14 protein-coding genes, 1 pseudogene and 1 riboswitch are annotated in these 17,772 nt (G+C 28.9%); of the genes and pseudogenes, 3 read left to right on the top strand and 12 right to left on the bottom strand.

Annotated features, from left to right (window positions below; genetic code table 11):
* Positions 1–551 precede the first annotated feature (551 nt).
* Positions 552–2,894 carry an ATP-binding protein gene (locus CLOBL_RS10520; protein WP_077858987.1) on the top strand — a complete coding sequence of 781 codons (2,343 nt, stop codon included), beginning with the start codon at positions 552–554 and terminating at the stop codon, positions 2,892–2,894.
* A 92-nt stretch (positions 2,895–2,986) separates the two neighbouring features.
* Here CLOBL_RS10520 and CLOBL_RS10525 read toward each other — a convergent pair.
* From CLOBL_RS10525 to CLOBL_RS28935, 4 genes and pseudogenes are all read right to left on the bottom strand, one after another.
* Positions 2,987–4,866, bottom strand: a pseudogene (locus CLOBL_RS10525) (glycosyltransferase family 39 protein).
* Between the two features lie 224 nt (positions 4,867–5,090).
* Entirely contained in the window at positions 5,091–6,017 is a 927-nt protein-coding gene (locus CLOBL_RS10535) for an exonuclease domain-containing protein (protein WP_077858989.1), read from the bottom strand.
* Between the two features lie 71 nt (positions 6,018–6,088).
* A complete protein-coding gene (locus CLOBL_RS10540) occupies positions 6,089–6,775 on the bottom strand; it encodes a YukJ family protein (protein WP_077858990.1) in 687 nt (228 codons plus the stop codon).
* Positions 6,776–6,896: 121 nt separating this feature from the next.
* Entirely contained in the window at positions 6,897–7,025 is a 129-nt protein-coding gene (locus CLOBL_RS28935) for a hypothetical protein (protein ID WP_278281328.1), read from the bottom strand.
* Between the two features lie 250 nt (positions 7,026–7,275).
* Here CLOBL_RS28935 and CLOBL_RS10545 point away from each other — a divergent pair, with 250 nt between their 5' ends.
* Both CLOBL_RS10545 and CLOBL_RS10550 read left to right on the top strand, forming a co-directional pair.
* The gene (locus CLOBL_RS10545; RefSeq protein WP_077858991.1) at positions 7,276–8,859 is read left to right on the top strand and encodes a glycosyltransferase family 39 protein; all 1,584 of its coding nucleotides are present in this window, start codon (positions 7,276–7,278) and stop codon (positions 8,857–8,859) included.
* A gap of 4 nt (positions 8,860–8,863) precedes the next feature.
* Positions 8,864–9,154 (top strand): hypothetical protein, encoded by a 291-nt coding sequence (locus tag CLOBL_RS10550; RefSeq protein WP_077858992.1) that lies wholly within the window; start codon positions 8,864–8,866, stop codon positions 9,152–9,154.
* A 67-nt stretch (positions 9,155–9,221) separates the two neighbouring features.
* Here the strand turns inward: CLOBL_RS10550 and CLOBL_RS10555 are convergent, their stop codons facing one another.
* From CLOBL_RS10555 to CLOBL_RS10590, 8 genes are all read right to left on the bottom strand, one after another.
* Positions 9,222–11,054 carry a HAMP domain-containing methyl-accepting chemotaxis protein gene (locus tag CLOBL_RS10555; protein ID WP_077858993.1) on the bottom strand — a complete coding sequence of 611 codons (1,833 nt, stop codon included), beginning with the start codon at positions 11,052–11,054 and terminating at the stop codon, positions 9,222–9,224.
* 36 nt (positions 11,055–11,090) lie between these two features.
* The gene (locus CLOBL_RS10560; RefSeq protein WP_077858994.1) at positions 11,091–11,585 is read right to left on the bottom strand and encodes a chemotaxis protein CheW; all 495 of its coding nucleotides are present in this window, start codon (positions 11,583–11,585) and stop codon (positions 11,091–11,093) included.
* A gap of 21 nt (positions 11,586–11,606) precedes the next feature.
* Positions 11,607–13,760 carry a chemotaxis protein CheA gene (locus tag CLOBL_RS10565; RefSeq protein WP_077858995.1) on the bottom strand — a complete coding sequence of 718 codons (2,154 nt, stop codon included), beginning with the start codon at positions 13,758–13,760 and terminating at the stop codon, positions 11,607–11,609.
* A 29-nt stretch (positions 13,761–13,789) separates the two neighbouring features.
* Complete coding sequence (locus tag CLOBL_RS10570; protein WP_077858996.1) at positions 13,790–14,152, bottom strand: response regulator; 363 nt, start codon at positions 14,150–14,152, stop codon at positions 13,790–13,792.
* A gap of 76 nt (positions 14,153–14,228) precedes the next feature.
* Positions 14,229–14,317, bottom strand: a riboswitch (cyclic di-GMP riboswitch).
* A gap of 318 nt (positions 14,318–14,635) precedes the next feature.
* Entirely contained in the window at positions 14,636–16,078 is a 1,443-nt protein-coding gene (locus tag CLOBL_RS10575; RefSeq protein ID WP_077858997.1) for a HAMP domain-containing sensor histidine kinase, read from the bottom strand.
* Positions 16,079–16,399: 321 nt separating this feature from the next.
* A complete protein-coding gene (locus CLOBL_RS10580) occupies positions 16,400–16,651 on the bottom strand; it encodes a hypothetical protein (RefSeq protein ID WP_077858998.1) in 252 nt (83 codons plus the stop codon).
* A 40-nt stretch (positions 16,652–16,691) separates the two neighbouring features.
* Complete coding sequence (locus CLOBL_RS10585) at positions 16,692–17,453, bottom strand: EFR1 family ferrodoxin (RefSeq protein WP_077858999.1); 762 nt, start codon at positions 17,451–17,453, stop codon at positions 16,692–16,694.
* Positions 17,454–17,585: 132 nt separating this feature from the next.
* Positions 17,586–17,768: a hypothetical protein gene (locus tag CLOBL_RS10590; RefSeq protein WP_242953818.1), complete on the bottom strand. Its 183-nt coding sequence runs from the start codon at positions 17,766–17,768 to the stop codon at positions 17,586–17,588.
* Between the last annotated feature and the right edge of the window lie 4 nt (positions 17,769–17,772).

Consider the following 17,772-nt stretch of genomic DNA (forward strand, 5'->3'; position numbering starts at 1 on the left):
AATCATTATATTAAATGTAGTATTATCCTACCAATCAAGCCCGAAATGGCATATTGGTAGTATTAATACTTTCTTTAATTATATTAGCATATTATTACACATTTGGCTACAATAAAGGAGTGAATTAAAAGGTTTACCAAGTTAACTAGTTAAAGTTATAAAAATCCAATATCTCTTTTAACCTTATCCTAAAATTTTAGTACAGTATAATATATGAATGTATAAATCAATATAGCAAATACTGCAAATATAGAAAAATAAACTATAAATTTTGACATGTATCAAACTCCTTTCACATAATGTATATTTTAATATTAATCTAATTATTTTGCAATTAAATAAAAATAGAGGCAAATCAATCATTTCTACTTAATTTGTCTCTAAAATTATTATTATTTTTTTATAACAAATTAGTATTATATTTATAAATTATACAGTTTTCATTATTTTTCTTCTAATTCAAAATATAGTAAAGCATATTCTTATATGGTATTATATTTTTATACTAAAATGCAATTTAAATCTATTTCTATACTAATGGGGGGAGTACTTTGAATAATGATTTATTATATCATGTACGAAAATCTATAATTAAAGAAAGGAATGACATTATATTAGATGTAAACGACAATTTTTTAGATCTAACACAATTCAGTAAGAACGAATTATGTGGAAAAAACATTACTGATGTATTACAAACGTTATTTAGGGGTAACTATAAAATCAACATAACTGAGGAGGAATTTGATTCTGTAATATTTACTAAAAGCTTTGCTGTAAGATTTATCAAGGTAAAAAAATATAAAAACTTTAACAATAACAGTACTTTATATATTTTTAATGAATTAGAAGACTCAAGATTAGACAATAAACTGCTTTTCATTGAAAACTTAATAAACGATAATAAAATAGGTATAGGAATTTATACTGCTAATGACTTAAAACTTATTAAGGCAAATCAAAAATACTTAGATTACATGCCAAAACCTTTTAATAAAAAGGAACTTGTTTATGGAAAATGCATACATGAATTTATAGATAACATTGAAAAATATGGCACAAGGAATACTTTTTTTAAAACTATAAAAGATAATAAACCTACATACTTAACCGAATTGCCAGAATTTCTTTTAGACCATAATGATTACTGGGACAACACTATTACTCCAATTTCTGAAAATGGAGAAGTAAAATTTGTTATGTCTATGTTAGAAAACGTTACTGATAGAGTCCTTAGCCGAAAACATATACAAGCAAAAAACAAACAATTAGGGGCTATTATTGAAGGTGTTGAAGATATAATTTCAATAGTTGATAAACATGGGAAATACATAACGAAAAGCAACATATTTAAAAACTTGTTTGATAATATTGATAATAAGGATGATGATTTAGAACATTTAATTAAATCTGGCATCTATTATGATTTACATAACAATCCATTATCTTCAGAAGATCTATGTTTTAATAAATTATTAAAAGGAATAAAAGTGAAAGATCAAAAGCTAAAATATATATCACTAAATAAAGAATATTATTTTTCCTGTAATACAATACCTATTTTTGATGACAATAATAAATTCGAAACAGGGATTATAGTGACACAAGATATTACTGAACTCGTAAAAAACACAAAGCTTATGTATAATCAAAAAAAAGAACTTGAAGTAATATTTGATAACATATACGATGGTATAGCAATAATAAACAAAAGTGGTAAATACACAAAAACCAATAAATTTTTTACGAACGTCCTAACGGCAGATAACAGCCTGGTAACTTTGGATAGAATTGGAGAAACTTTGATTAAAGGGCAAAAATATTATAATGAAAATGATGAAGAACTAACTATAGAAGATTTGCCATCATATAAGGTTTTGAAAGGCGAAATTGTAAAAGACCAACGAGTAATACTAAAAAAGAAGTACGGAAAAACTTATCTTGATTTTAATGGAATTCCTATTTTGGATGAAAATAAAAATTTTCAGTGTGGTATAATTCTTTCACATGATATATCACATATTATAAAAAATAATATTAGATTAAAAGAAGAACAACTTCTCATTCTTAAAGCAGAACATGAAAAGTTAGAAGAAGCTGAAAAAAACATTGTAATGAAAGATGAATTTATAAGCTTAATTTCTCATGAATTCAAAACGCCATTAAATGTAATATTTTCTGCAATTCAATTAATTGAAAGTGCATACATAAATGATATACCTGATAAAGTAAAGAGTTTAATAAAAAATATAAAACAAAACACATTTAGACAGCTGCGACTTGTAAATAATTTATTAGATATTACTAGATTAAATTCAGGACAATTTAAATTACATATACAAAATATTGATATTGTATCTTTAACAAAACAAATTTCTCATTCCGTAAAATTATATTCAAATCAAAAAAATATTAAGTTACTTTTTAAATGTAGTTTATTATATAAAAAAATCGCTATTGATGATGAGAAATTTGAACGCATCATGTTAAATCTTCTTTCTAATGCAATAAAGTTTACAGATGAAGGAGGTACCGTTTCTGTAAGCCTTGATGAAAATATAGACACAAATTCTATAATAATCGAGGTATCTGATACAGGAATAGGTATCCCAAAGCAGAAACAAAATCTTATATTTGAAAGATTTGGCCAAGTGGAAAGCAATTTATCAAGGCCTGCTGAAGGAACAGGAATTGGATTATTTCTTGTAAAAAAATTAGTAGACGCTCTAAATGGAGAAATAGCATTGGAGAGCGAACCTAATAGCGGAAGCACTTTTAGAATAACTTTACCAGCAAATCAATATCTAGATATTGAGAACTCAGAATTATTTAATGGCGGAAATAATACATTAGTTAATGCACTAAATGTTGAGTTTTCAGACGTATATTTATAACAAAAGGGCATGTAAGCCCTTTTGTGTTATAAATATTTTTCACTTCATATAACGAAAAAATATTCTTTTAACACTCCAATAAACATTTAATTTTATTTCAAATCGTATAATTGAGATCCTTCATTTATATCTAAATTTTCATTATTTGAGTCAGATGCATCCTGCCATTCATTTATATCAACGCGTTTTCCATTTGATTCGATCCAATCTGTGAGAGGATGATTGGGATTTCCAAAATTAAAACTTTCACTATTAGCACCTTCTTTAACAATAGCATATCTTAATGCTCCGCTATCAACTAATTGTTTAAATTCATCTATATTAATTATTTTATCTGACCCACTGAATCCACCTATTGTCATTATTGGTTCACCAGTTTTTAATATCAAATCCGAAGCATAATTCATCGCACTCGGCACTGCCACAAGATATTTTTCATTTGCTTTATTAGTCTTTAAGAAATTTATAAGCTTTGAATCATTAATTATACCTTCATCTTCTATAGTACTTACAAGCTCTAATCCTGCCGATGGGCTACTTCCATTCATCTTATAAAATATTGGAGTAAACGACCAAACTATTGGTGCAATTAGAATTCCTAATAATCCAACTGATACTAATATCTTATCTGATATTCCATTCTTATTTACTTTATAATTTTCTCTGTCATTCCCTTCGTGAATATCTTTCTTACTCCTAATTTTACTAAGATTAAGTATAACTAGAATTATTGATGGTATAAAGGACATAATTAATGTTGCTAAAGTTGTAGCCTTATATCCGTTCGATTTATTATAGTTATAGGATAAAATAAGCGTTTCAGTACTTCCATTTATAATGAATGTTATTGGAAGCATCCATGATTTCCATGTATCTTCTTTATAAAATTCCAACATAGTAGTGATCCCTATTCCTGTAAGAGCTGCAATAGATGGTGCCATCATTGTTAGATAATAAGTATGAAAAGAACTTTTAGTACTACTAAAATATATAAATTCCGGAGCTAACCATAAAAACCAAAACACTATAGATATCTTTTTCCTATTATTAAATTGAAACTTCAATCTTTCATGCATTATTACTGCCAAAAATCCAAGTAAAGCAAATGGTAATAGCCAGCTTATTTGATCTGAAATATTATTATTAGAAAATAATCTAAAAATGCCAGCTTTCGACTTATCATCTAGCCCAATTCTTTCTAAGCCATTATGACCTATTATGAGTTCCATAACACTATTATTTGTACTGCTTCCTATAAATGGCCTTTTTACTGGTGGAATTGAATCTACTGTCAAAGCCCAGCATAATGATACTAATAAAAGAATAATTGTACTCAAAGCAAGATGTTTCACTTTTTTTTTAAAGGAATCGCAGAAGATAAAAGATATGTTATATATATAGCTGGAATAACCATATATGCCTCAATCATTTTTATGTTAAAACCTATTCCTATAAAAATTATACTTATTATAAGATATATGAATTTTCCTTCTTCTGCTGCTATTAACAAAGCCCAGCAGGAAAGTAATAAAGTTAAAACTAAAATATTATCTATTGTGTTATTTCTACTAGCTGCAACAAATATTGGAGTTACCGCAAGACATAGCGCTGCAATTATTCCTGCTATATTCCCAAAAGATCTTTTAACCAAAAAATATATAACCCAAACAGATATTACTCCTGAAATAGCTTGTGGAAAAATTATGCTCCATCCACTAAACCCAAATATTTTTGCACATATGGCTTGAATCCAAAAGCCTATAGGTGGCTTATCTATAGTCACAAATCCAGATGGATCAGATGATACAAAGAAAAAGTTTTTGAAATTCATAAGCATGCTCTTTACACCAGCTGCATAATAGATATTTGCATATCCCTCTATTCCTAAATTCCAAAAATTTAATACTCCAGATAGAATTAATACGGGTATTACTAAATATTCTTCCCTCATAAACTTTGCTTTTTCCTTCAACTTCACTGCCTCCTCAAATAAATTTTAGTGTCATTGATATTTAATAAAATTTGTTATTTGAATTATTATGTTAACCGTACTTTTATTAATATATGCAATAATACTAAACAATATTTTTCCTAAGGCACTTCTATTTGTATTGAATAACTCAGTAATAATTTTTCCACTATTTATAAACGCTTCCTTATTTAATTTATGCATTATTATCAATAAGAAGCTAAACATCAATTGAAACATAACTTCAAAAATTCTTCTTCATTTAATATTCTTATATCTTGTCCTTTTTTCTTCAAATCCATAGTTTTTTTAAGCTTATTGCTCATCTCTTCTCTAGTCAAATCATACACATCTTTAGTATTGGTAATTAAACAGTTTGTCTTCTTTGTCACAGAACTCCCCACTACTCCCCCAAGCTTTTTTACTAGCCCTATTGCCTCATCTCTTGTCATAGATGCTAAACCACCTGTAAATACAACAACTTCATTTTCAAAGGTACTATAATTGAGATATTTCCCTGTTTCTTCATTTTTCTTTGACGGGTGCTTGCTTGATCTACTAATGATTCTTCCTTTTGTTGACGAGGGAATGTATCCATTTTTATCAACACTTCCTAAAGTAACTCCAGTCATTATTGATATTTCATTAATATCTTTTGTTCCTAATTCTTCTGCTATGTTAATCAGAATATTAGTACAAGCTATTGCATCAGCTAAAGCATCATGATGTTTAAATTCAAAGCCTAAGAATTTATTTACCGTATTAAGCCTTGCATTATCAAGTTCACTATAAAAATTTCTAGAAAGCTTCATTGTACATATATACTGAAAGCTTGGTGCTTCTATATTATAAAGTTCTAATGTGTTTCTTAATACTGATATATCAAATGATGCATTATGGGCTATAACTAAATTATCATTGAAATAATGCTTAATTTTCTCCCATACTTCATTAAATTCCAATTCATCTCGAACCATACTTGGCCGTATTCCATGGATTCCAATATTTATTGGCATAAATCTCATTTCCTTAGGTTTTATTAAGTAATGTACTTTTTCTATCATTTTTCCATTTTCTATAACTGCTATTCCTATAGAGCATGGGCTAGTTCTCTTCTCATTAGCCGTTTCAAAATCTATACTTACAAAATTCATTTATTTTCTCCTGCTTCATACTATGATAAATTATTATACACTATAATTTATAACACTTTCATCATTGTATTTTATTTATTTCTGCAGGCTTTACTATTTATATGATTACATTCTGACACTGGTTTTATTGCATTACCATTGTCACATGTGCACCAAGATTGTGATTGGAAGGCCAAAAATATTCCTACCCATCTATTAGTTTTTTCGAAGTAAATAAGTATTCCTCCATCCTGCCATATACCATTATCTTTTTTCCAGTTATCTGTACTCCCTTGATTCATATGAATATCATGAATTCCATTTCCTGGTTCAAACTTAAAATATTTATCACTTTTATTTTCTGGTCCCCACTTTTCTCCATATGCATAAATTACTGATTCAGTACCTATAGCCTTTTTTATATAGAAATCAATTTTTTCATTTAGATCATTATCAGGACCAGTCACCCTAGAAGCAAGAGGTATCATTTTTGATGATTCGAATAAATCCCCTCTTATATAATCTAATGCCATGTTTAAAGAATTACTTTGTATTTCTGTAAATCCGGATTTCAGCTTTAGAAATTTATCAATATTTTTCCACTTAAAATCTTCATTAATAAAATACAATACCTCTGATGGGTATTCCTCTGATTTAACATTAATAGCAATTCTATACTTCACATCATTTTCATCTTTGACAAGAACTTGATAATGAAATTTACCCATTTGTGAGTTAATAGCTTTTGCTTTGAGTACTCCATAGTTTTTTAATGACAATCAAATCACTCCCTAATAGAAATTTTCACCAAAATAATAAAATAGCACAATATAATAACTATATGTTTGGTAATTATATTGTGCTTAATACTTGATAGTATTATATAGATTTATTAAATTATTATTTTTCCAGACGTGGAAGTCCCCTTATTGGCTTATGCCTTTTTCTATTTTTTGCTGGCATTGATGTGTCTGAAGAAGTATTTTCACTCTCATCATTATCTGATGTAATAAATTTGTATTTTGTCATTTTTTTCACCTCAATTTTACTTTTTGCATTTTATATGTTTTATATTCATAGTTTAAGTATCGATTCATTAAAATTTCATAAATTATGCCTTTACTTAAAAACTGAACTCATATTATCTACAATCTACAACCATATTGATACATTATATACAAGAAATAATAATATTTATCTGTAACAAAATTGTAATAATTAAGGAGTAATATATAAATGTCTTTAACTAAAATTACATTGTTATAAAGGAGTTCATCATATGCTAGTATTTATAAAAAAAACAATATATGTAATACTTATTTTTTTTATGGGACTTTTTATAGTATCCTCATTTTTTGTCAGAGCAAAGTACAATTCTTATGTTTATGGTGATAGACCTATTCTTCAAAGACAGAATCTTGGTATTTTCATATTACTTATAACAGTAATAATTATATTAAACATAATCCTATATAAATTATCCTTAAAATTAAATAAATATAGAAAAAAATTCGTAATTTCATTAACATTGCTCTTTAGCTTTTTCATTCAAATAATTATCATATTTTTATTTACAAAATTACCTGAAGCTGATTCCAAGACAGTACTTTCATTAGCTTTAAATATGCTATATAAAAATGATTATTCTTCATTTCAACATGGTGGATATCTTTATATGTTCCCTTTTAATTATTCAACTGTATTATATTTAAAAGGATTGTTATCAATATTTCCAAATAACTATTTAGTTATAAAAATTTTCAATATAGTATTTACACTTGTTACAACTTTTATGATTTACCTAATATATAAAGAAATAAATCATAAATCAAAAGACAATGACTATGGCATATTAATATTTGCTGCAGCATATATACCATCCTTACTTATGAGCAATTACATATATAATGATATTATAGCAACAACACTATTAACCACGGCTATATACTTTTTAATAAGATTTGTAAAAGAAAAAGCTTTTAAAGATATTATTATTTCTTCAATCCTTTTATCTATTGGAAATTATTTTAGAAGTATAGGTGTTCTTATTTTAATAGCTGGAGTTATATATATTTTACTAAATACAACAGAAATTGGCCGTAAGCAAGTTTTAAAAGCCCTCTGTGTGCTAGTTCTGTTATTTAACATTCCAAACTTAATTCAAAATATTTCCCTACAGGCTACTGGTGTTGTAAGTGAATCAGTCTCAAAAAATTCTGCTCCTATTTATATGTGGCTAAATATGGGTATGAATAAAGACACCTTTGGTTATTGGGATAATATGAAAAGCTACACCATATACCAAAGGCAGGGAAACTATGATAAAGAAAAAAGTACAGAATTGTTTAAATCAGAAATTAGTAATAAATTATCCAGTATGTCCTTTAGTGATCTAGTAAATCTATACTATAATAAATTAATCTGGACCTGGACTGAAGGTACCTACCAAATTGAAACCTATGGAATCGGTAATGGAGCGTCATCTAATTCTAGACAAAGGATAGCGAGAGAAAATACTGGGTATAGCTATCCTACTTTTGCCACCAATTTGTTTAAAGGAGATTCAAAATATAGAAGCGGATTAAATTGGATATTGTATGTAACTAACTTCTTAATGTATTGTTTTATTTTTACACGCTTGATAAGTTCCTTAAGATCAAAGAGATATGACGAAGTATTCTTAAACTTAGTTATTTTAGGCTTTATAGGTTTCTATATCTTGTGGGAGATTAAGTCTAGATATCTTTATCCAATATACCCTTTATTGATAATATTATCTTATATGGGATTTAAAGATGTATATGAATTTATATTAAAGAAAAATTTCCTACAATTTATATCACCATTCAGAAAGAAGGCATAACAATATGAAGAAAATATTCTATACTATGTTTGTAATTGTATTGCTCATTACATGTTCCATGTTATTTGTATCCTGCGCGGCAATTACAGCTCAAAATATAGATCCCAATTCTTTTTCTGGAGCAAATGGCGGCATTTTGGGTATAAATGGTGATCTACGACCAGGAATAATAAATAATAATCCAAGAATGAATGCTAGTCCAGGTAGAGACAGTAATCCAGGCATTAATGCTGATAGATCAGGATCAAACAAAAATGCAAATAGAAGTTTCATGAAGGGAAAGATTGTTTCCTAAGAATCTCAGAACTCTGAATTCTATTAACAAAGAAAAGGCTTTAGCAATTTCTGCTAAAGCCTTTTCTTTAATACTTTCCAAAATCCATGTCATCTAATACAATCTTAGTCTTTGGTGTAGAAGCTTCTTTGTATGTATCATTTACATATGATTTACCCTTATTTTCTGCCATTTCCTCAAGCAACTTTATTACTTCTGGATTTAATTCAGACAAATTTCTATACGATCTAACATTTTGCTTTAATTTAAATTTGCTTACCATTTCTCTAAGCAATTCAGCTTGAGTTGATAGTTCTTCACTTGCTGTAGCCCCTTCTTCAGAAGTAGCTGAATTACTTTGAACAACCTGTGATACTTCCATAATCCCTTGATTAATTTGACCAAGACCAGAAGCCTGCTCGTTTGATGCAATAGCAATTTCATTGACAAGATTAGCTACATTTTCGACATCCGTTACTATTTCGCTAAGAGCAGTAGCTGTATCCATTGCTATCTTTGTACCACCTTCAGATTTCTTAATAGAATTTTCAATCATATCAGTTGTTTCCTTTGCAGCATTTGCTGAACGTGCAGCAAGATTCCTCACTTCTTCAGCCACAACTGCAAATCCTTTACCGTGTTGTCCTGCTCTTGCTGCTTCAACAGCAGCATTAAGTGCTAGAATATTAGTTTGAAATGCAATATCATCAATTACTTTAATGATTTTTGAAATATTGCTTGATGCATTATTTATTTCCTCCATGGCTTTAAGCATTTCCTGCATCTGTTCATTACCTTGTATAGCATTTGCCTTAGCTCCTTCAGCTAATTCATTTGCCTTGTTAGCATTTTGAGCATTTAATTGGGTTTGAGAAGATATTTCTTCAAGAGATGCAGTTAATTCTTCAATTGCACTTGCCTGCTCTGTTGCACCTTGAGAAAGTGCTATACTTGAATCAGATATCTGTTTCGAACCTGAGGCCACTTGCTCTGACGCATCGTTAATGCTCCCTAGGATTTCATTATTCTTTTCAATCATTTCAGATAACTTCTTACCAAGAAGATCCTGTTCTGATTTAATCTTAACATCAAAGCTTAAATCACCAGAAGCTATTCTTTCAGCTGCACGAGCCTGTTCTCTGATATTTTCTATCATTCTTACAAAAGATTCTGCAAGACTTCCTATTTCATCTTTTGTATCTGCTTCAACATTAGCATTTATATCGCCCATCGAAAGTTTATCTGCCGCCTCAACCATTTTCTTTATAGGCCTGCTTATAATATTTGATATAAGTATACCAAGACCAACTGCAATAATTATCCCAATAACTATTACAACTAGCATTGTTACAGTTGCCGTATTTGCAGAAGCTGAATTGGTATCTGATGCCTCTTTTGCTAAATCCGTCGTTAGCTTTGTTAAATTATCGATGGTTTCTTGCACATTATCAGAAGTTGCTGCTCCTTCATTGTACATAATATCAATTGCCTGTTGTTCTTGATTTGCTGTTATAAAATTTAGTTCCTTATCCCTTAATTGTCTAAATAAAGCTATTAAATTTTTTAAATCCGCTAGTTCTTTAATCACCTGATCCTCATGTGCATTATTTTCAAAATGAACTAAGCTGCTGTCTATCTCTTCATCTAGACTTCTCAATTTATTTGTGTTTTCTTGTTTTTTATTCCCATCCTTTACTATTAATAAATCCTTTATTAACCCTCTTTCCATTTCATAATCACTTGCTATATTTGTTAAATCTGGCATCGTTGCAGTATGATCTTCATATAATTCAGTATCAAGGCTGCTAATTTTATGAACATTCATAATTCCTACTGCTCCTACTACTCCTGCAATAAAAGCTACAATAATAAAACCAGTTATCAATTTTGTTGCAATCTTTAAATTATAGAACCATTTCATTATTTAATCCCCCCACAATATGCTTGCTTGTTATTTTTACAACGCTTCGTTTAGCTCCCCAAGCTCATCTTCTGTTAAAAGTTTTTCGCAGTCAAGAAGAAGCTTCACATCCTCACCAACCTTACCCATATTTTTTATATACCTATTCTTCATACCTTTATTCATTTGTGGCGGTTCTACAATATCTTGATCAGGAATTATAATTACTTCGGCCACTTTATCTACTATAAGCCCAATAGAAGTATTATTGATATCTACAATTATAACGCAGGTTCTATCATTATATTCAATAGGCTCTTTCTTAAAACGGAGTCTTACATCCATCACAGGAATTATCTTACCTCGAAGATTTATGATTCCTTTAATATACTCTGGAAGTTCAGGAATTTCTGTTATTGTCTGAATCCCTATTATTTCTATAACATATTTAATTTCCACTCCATATGTTTCTTTACCGATTGAAAATGTCAAATATCTGCTTTTTTGAGTATCTTCTTCAAATTCTAAATTTTCTTCGTACATATTATCCATACTTCTATTCACTCCTTCTCTCTAATACTTAACTAGTTCTGCAACATCAAGTATTAAACTGATGCTTCCATCACCTAATAGTGTACAACCTGATAATCCATTATTTGTTTTATTAAACTTCTTAATATATTCTGGCAGAGCCTTTACAACTACCTGCTGTTGGCCTATTAGTTCATCTGCAAATATACAAAGACTCTTATCATCACTGCTAACCATTATTATGATTCCATCAGGAATGTTTTCTACTTCAGTCTTCAATTTATGCAAACTATGTAATCTTAAGATTGGATAACATTTCCCTCTTATCATGATCATCTCATTGCCATCAGGATCAGTTATTATTTCCTCTTCCTTTGCTCTAAAAGATTCTTTAATACTTTTAATCGGTATTGTATAAGACGCTTTACCTACTTTTATTATCATTCCATCCATAATAGCAAGAGTTAAAGGTATTTTTAATGTCATAGTAGTTCCTATGTTAGGAGCACTGTCTACTGAAATAATTCCGCCAACTGACCCTATGTTTTTTGCCACTACATCCATTCCAACGCCACGCCCTGAAAATTCTGTTACTTTATCCTTAGTAGAAAAACCTGGTAAAAAAATGAATGTGAAAACTTCTTTATCAGTAATATCTTCTTCTGGTCTATTTATAAGCCCATTTTCTCTTGCTTTTGTAAGTAATTTTTCTCTGTTTAATCCCTTACCATCATCTCTAACGATTATAAATACATCACCGCCTTCATTTTTTGCTTCTAGTGTAATTGTCCCAATTTCAGGCTTACCTTTTGCAATTCTCTCCTCTGGAGATTCCAAACCATGATCTATGGAATTTCTCACTAAATGCATAAGTGGATCTGATATATGTTCTATTATATTTTTATCAACTTCAGTATCTTCTCCTATGATTTTTAGCTTTACTTCTTTTGACAGCTTTTTTGACATATCACGGACAATTCTATTCATTTTTTGGAAAGTCGCAACTAATGGTACCATTCTTATTGACATAACAATATCCTGTAGCTCACCAGTAATTTTTTCTAATTGACGTGATGCTTTTTGAAAATTTCCGAGGTTTAACCCTTTTAAATCTGGATTTTGAATAACCATGGCTTCTGAAATAACTAATTCCCCAATCATATCCATAAGCATATCAAGTTTAGATACATTTACACTAATAATGCTCTGATGAGAAGATCCAGATTTTTTATCTGTTTTTCCATCTTTTTTATCTTTGCTTACAGCTTCTGTAACCTTCTGATTCTCTGAAATTTTATTACTATCTAAAACCTTTTTATTATCTAAATCTCCTTTATCACTTTTGCTCTTTAAATCTTCTGAAATTTCTTTAGCTTCTAGAGCATTTTCACTCGCCTTATTAGATTCATTATGATCTTTAACTTCAGTAAGTTCTACCTCTCTGACTAAGATTGTCTCAGCTAAAAACTTACGTACTTCGTCATATTCTCTATCTGTGGTAAAAGATATAATAAAACCATCCTTACGAATAGTTTCTACACAATTATCATCTCCAAAAAGTTCTTTAGGAATATGGTGAATATTTTCTGATAATTCCTGCATACTATTTACTATTCCAAAGGCTCTAATATCTTCCATTTCGCAGCCTTCTTCAAAATAAACTTTAGCTTTAAAACTATTCTTTCCTAAATCCTTAGCCGTTTCTATATCTATTAAATTCTCAGTTTCATTAATACTTTCAATAATCTTTTCGTTAATTACTCTTTCCTCTGAGGATTCATTATTTCCTTTCAATTCTTCCAAAAATTTTTTTATATTTAAAATGAGTTCTGAATCATCTCCATCTGGATTTTTCTTTTCAATAACCTTATCTACTTCTGTTTTAATAAAATCAATTCCATCTAAAACAATATCTGAAAGTCTTGAATAATCAGTATCTTCACGTTTATTTTCACGGAGAAAATAGAATAAATCTTCTATTGAGTGTGCTACGGTTGTTATGTTATTAAACATCATCATAGCCGATGAGCCTTTTATAGTATGCATTATTCTAAAGACTTCATTAATAGCCTCTATTGTGAAAGATCCAGCTTTTTCATTATTTATTATGACCTGTTCAAGCTGCTCAATAAGCTGCGTAGTTTCAAATATGTAAATATCTAATAGCATTGGCTCTTGACTAAAATTATCCGACAATTACTCCACCCCATTCCTAAATACATAAATTAAAGCCCTAATACTTGCGTTAATGTCTTTACAACAAATTCCTCTTTATAAGGCTTTACTACAAAAGACTTCGCACCAGCTATTACGGCATCACGAATAGATTCTTCCTGACCCATTGCTGAGATCATAACTACCTTTGCTCCTGGGTCAACCTTTTTAATTTCTCTTAAAGCTGTTATTCCATCCATTTCAGGCATTGTAATATCCATAGTTACAACATCCGGATTTAATGCCATGTATTTTTGTACTCCAGCTATTCCGCTTTCTGCTTCACCAATTACTTCAAACCCATTTCTTTCAAGCATCGTCTTAAGTGTTACTCTCATAAATGCTGCATCATCAACTATCAAAACTCTTTTCATTAATTAAATCCCCTTTCAAATTTATAAAAAGGCAGACAATAAAAATATTGCCTGCCATGAATAAATCATTTTCAATTTTGGCAACCTGACTATCATGGCAATCGAAATTACTTTAGACTCATGGCTTTGCGTCTCCACCTTTCAGTGAATTTGCTATTTACATTTTACGTATTTAATTTTAATTCCACATAATTCTTATTATTGAAAACTTTAGCATTTAAACCACTAATTATATTCACTATCATCATGATAACATATCGTAAAAGTCGAATCAATAAATTTCATGACTAATTATGAAGTATATAGTAAATAATTTAAAATTTTTATGAATAATTATATATATTTACAATTATCCCAACAACAAGTTTGCTTGTAATTATATTTACAATAATTTTTTTCAAAAAAAAAAACGCAATACTGAATATTATATTCAGTACCACGCTTCTTACCTTTATGTATTAATAATAATTTCATATAAAAATATTAAAAATATATATCTGAAAATTCAACATTAATGGCATCTACCAAACCATTATCAGAAGCTATAAATACTTTATTTTCATCGTAATTCGCATTTTCTTTAATAGGTAATATTATAGTAAATGTACTGCCAACACCTAACTCACTATCTAGATTTATGCTTCCATTTAAAATTGTTACCAGCATTTTTACAAGTGCTAGCCCAATACCACTGCCTTCAGCCTGCCTTGAGAGGTTATTTTCAACCTGTCCAAATCTCTTAAATATCATCTCATGCTTTTCCTTTGGAATTCCTATTCCAGTATCACTTACAGCAATAGATATTGTCTTTTTCTTTTTGTTTTCTTTTACTTCAACATCTATTGTACCTCCCTCAGGAGTAAATTTTATGGCATTTGACAAAAGATTAAGAATAATCCGTTCATACTTTTCCTCATCTAATGCAATTTCTATGCTACTTATATTTGCTTTAAACTGAAGTTTTATTTTCTTTTGATCTGCATATATTTTTATTGACTCAGTAATTAATTTCGTTATAAATACAATATCAAACTTTTTTAAATTTAATTTAAACTGATTGGAATGTAGTCTTGTAATATCTAATAAGTTATTAACGAGTCTCAATTGCCTGAAAGTGTTTCGTTTTATACTTCCTAAAAGTTTTTCAACAGGCTGAGATACCTCATCAACGTATACGTGTTCTATCAGTTGTAGGGCTGAATATATAACATTTATTGGTGTTTTAAACTCATGAGTTATAAGTGTTATAAACTCATCCTTCATAATAAGATCTTTTTCAAGAAGCTCTCTCTGTTTTTTTTCAGATTGATATAATAATTCTTGCTGCCTGCTAATTTTGCGATTTTGTTTTCTAAGTATAAGCTCACGTTCTATAGCATCAACCACAGTAGTTAATGTCATCAAAAAAAATGGATTATGAAGTATTACAGTAGTCATTATACATATACTTCCAAGCAGATTATCATCATCTGAATAGTGAAATGGTACTCCATAACAAGCACTATTATGTAAATATGTATGATAGTGATTAGTTCCTATTAACTGCACTGGATGATTTTCCTTGAGAGTTAAACTAACTACATTTGTTCCCATATCTTCTTCATTAAACTGGATACCCGGCTTAATTCCTAATTGAGACATCGTTCCTCTTACATTTTCATCTCCTAATGTATCTAATAAATATCCGTTTTCATCAGAAATAGCAATTAATATCGAAGTTCCTTTTAAGGATTCAATCATTTTATTACTAAAAAATTTTACAACATCTAAAATTTCTTTATAAGTCTCTTTCTTTTGGGCCAACTCCAATTCTGACATAATGCTTTGAGGCATTCTAGGCACATTCGGATCCATACCTGCCTCTTTACATCTTTTTTTCGATTCTAAAATATAATCTGCTTCTTGCTCGAATATATGTTGAAACATATACCTTACCTCCTGAAAAGAAAATCAATTTAAAATGCAAAATCCATCAAAGATTTTGTCTATTTTTTCACTTTTTTCTACAATTACGTTTCTGTAATTATATCATATTTTGTCTTTTTAAGTATTTATTTTATTAAAATAAAAAAAGAATTGCAAATTATTTTTTTTACGACATAAAAAATCTATTTTTTATTATATTAATCATTAGAATTTATATAATTTGTTAAAATGCATAATATATATTATAGCAATCCCGATTTTTATAAATATTCTTATATAATAAAAAAGTCATGCTGTCTTAATAGCATGACTTTTTTTATGTTACTCTTGCACAAATCTAACTCCCATATCAAAAGCTTTTTGACAATCCACTGGAAAAATTTCACTATTTCTCTTTGCCTTTCCCTGAACATCAATACCAGATGTCTCATATTTAGAATAATCATCAAATTGATAAGTATCTGTGACTGCAAGAAATTCCGATGAACCAAAAATATTCTTCATTGTCATCTCTGTTCGTTTAAATTTATCTGTATATCCTACATCTTTTAAATAATTATCACTTACATTCATAGTATAAATAAAACCTGTTTTTATTTTTTTATTAAAGAGACTAGAGCAGCTCATTTAACTTAATATAAATATTTTTATATCTTTCTTTATTTATAGAATCCTGCTTAAATTCAATTGCCATTTGTGGGCATAAATGAATACATGCAAGACATTGCTCACAGTGATGCTTCCAAAAAGGTTTTTCATCTACAATATCAATATTTTCAGCTGGGCATACCTTAGAACATGTACCACAGCCATTGCACCTAGAACTAGTCCAAAAATTTTCATCTATATATTCTGGTTTAAACTCGTCATACATTTTTTCTTCCTGTTCTTTATTAGGCATAGATTCAATATCATTTGTAAATCCGTTATTAATCTTTTTTGCCACTTCTCTTGCAATATACGGCTCATTTTTCATTCTATTTACATAATCCTCTTTGGGATGTGGATAATACATGAACCACATATTTCCTGGCATTTCTATGCTAAAGTTTGCAGATAGAAATTTCCCCTTGCTTCGCAAAATATTATCAATCTGCTCAAATGTCAAAGCTGCATAACTTCCAAAATTCGCAACAGCAAAAAAATATTTCCCTGATTGAACATCTAGATTCTTTATAAAATTTTCCATCATCCTAGGCAGTCCCCTGTAATAGACTGGAAAAACAAATCCTATTCTTTCTGATATATCTTTTGTGATTTCCATGTTGCGTCTACATATGCGCCTAAGTTCACAGTTATTTATATCTTCTCTTAAATCCTTTGCTATTTTTAATGAATTACCGGTTCCAGTAAAGTAATAAATAGTTGTTCTCATATAAAACCTCCAACATAAAGTAATTCTTAATTTTATATCTTACTCATTTATAAAAGAAAAATCAAGAAAAAACATAACACAAAATGTTCAATTTTATGCTATGCTAATATTGCTTTTATTCTTGAATAATAATTACTTAATGCTATTTGTCTTTAAATCTAGATTTGGACGTGAATATATCTGACCAAATCCAAAGTCAATCATTTTTTCTTCAAAATCAGGAAATATTTTTCCTAAAGATTTTATGATCTCTATGCCTTTTTCATCTGTCATTTGCTTTAGTATATTCAGCCCTTTTTCATAATCTTTATTCATCTTA

Source organism: Clostridium sp. BL-8 (assembly GCF_002006495.1).
Lineage (GTDB): Bacteria > Bacillota > Clostridia > Clostridiales > Clostridiaceae > Clostridium.

What these genes read in the sequence shown, in the direction of transcription:
- CLOBL_RS10535 (WP_077858989.1), bottom strand. Translation starts at nt 6,017, where the DNA reads ATGAATTTTGTAAGTATAGATTTTGAAACGGCTAATGAGAAGAGAACT.
- CLOBL_RS28935 (WP_278281328.1), bottom strand. Translation starts at nt 7,025, where the DNA reads ATGACAAAATACAAATTTATTACATCAGATAATGATGAGAGTGAAAAT.
- CLOBL_RS10545 (WP_077858991.1), top strand. Translation starts at nt 7,276, where the DNA reads ATGCTAGTATTTATAAAAAAAACAATATATGTAATACTTATTTTTTTT.
- CLOBL_RS10550 (WP_077858992.1), top strand. Translation starts at nt 8,864, where the DNA reads ATGAAGAAAATATTCTATACTATGTTTGTAATTGTATTGCTCATTACA.
- CLOBL_RS10555 (WP_077858993.1), bottom strand. Translation starts at nt 11,054, where the DNA reads ATGAAATGGTTCTATAATTTAAAGATTGCAACAAAATTGATAACTGGT.
- CLOBL_RS10560 (WP_077858994.1), bottom strand. Translation starts at nt 11,585, where the DNA reads ATGGATAATATGTACGAAGAAAATTTAGAATTTGAAGAAGATACTCAA.
- CLOBL_RS10570 (WP_077858996.1), bottom strand. Translation starts at nt 14,152, where the DNA reads ATGAAAAGAGTTTTGATAGTTGATGATGCAGCATTTATGAGAGTAACA.
- CLOBL_RS10575 (WP_077858997.1), bottom strand. Translation starts at nt 16,078, where the DNA reads ATGTTTCAACATATATTCGAGCAAGAAGCAGATTATATTTTAGAATCG.
- CLOBL_RS10580 (WP_077858998.1), bottom strand. Translation starts at nt 16,651, where the DNA reads ATGAATGTAAGTGATAATTATTTAAAAGATGTAGGATATACAGATAAA.
- CLOBL_RS10585 (WP_077858999.1), bottom strand. Translation starts at nt 17,453, where the DNA reads ATGAGAACAACTATTTATTACTTTACTGGAACCGGTAATTCATTAAAA.
- CLOBL_RS10590 (WP_242953818.1), bottom strand. Translation starts at nt 17,768, where the DNA reads ATGAATAAAGATTATGAAAAAGGGCTGAATATACTAAAGCAAATGACA.